Source organism: Rhizorhapis sp. SPR117 (assembly GCF_021742065.1).
In genome coordinates this window covers 1-470 of record NZ_JAKKIE010000239.1, presented here as the reverse complement: position 1 = coordinate 470, position 470 = coordinate 1, and the positions used below count along the sequence as shown (strand labels likewise).

The 470-nt window shown below is 64.0% G+C and carries 1 protein-coding gene; it reads right to left on the bottom strand.

The annotated features are described in order from the left end of the window. Nucleotides 1-80 precede the first annotated feature (80 nt). Nucleotides 81-470, bottom strand: a 390-nt coding sequence (locus tag L3X40_RS22180) for a tyrosine-type recombinase/integrase (RefSeq protein ID WP_237367482.1), incomplete at its 5' end; no start/stop codon positions are given.

Sequence of the window (470 nt, the reverse complement as noted above, 5' to 3'; positions counted from 1 at the left end):
TCGGCTTTTCATGCTGCGCAGATCAAGGCTCGCGACATAGCGGTCAATGATCACGCGTTCGGGATCGGGCCAGCGGGCGGTCATGCCAGCACCTCCATTCCCGGCACTTCAAGGGCGATGGCCCTGAGGTCCTCAGTGGCAAGCTTGAGGTAGGGAGCCGTCGAACCAGTCGAACGGTGTCCCAGCAGATCGCCGATGACCTTTTGCGGCACCGCGGCCCGCAGCATTTCGACCGCGCGCGCATGACGGAAGATATGGGGTCCACACTTACCAGGCGGTTGGACGCCAGCGCCACGGAGCCGCCGGCGAACCACGCTGTAAAGCTTGTCGAGCTTGCGATAGGGCGCGCGCGTGCGGATGAAGATCTCCCCGGCATCGGTAACGGGCCGTCCGGAACGCAGATAGGCAAGCACCGCTTCGCCGACCGGCTCAAGCGGGGGCAGGAATGTGCTAGCTCGCGTCTTGTTGTG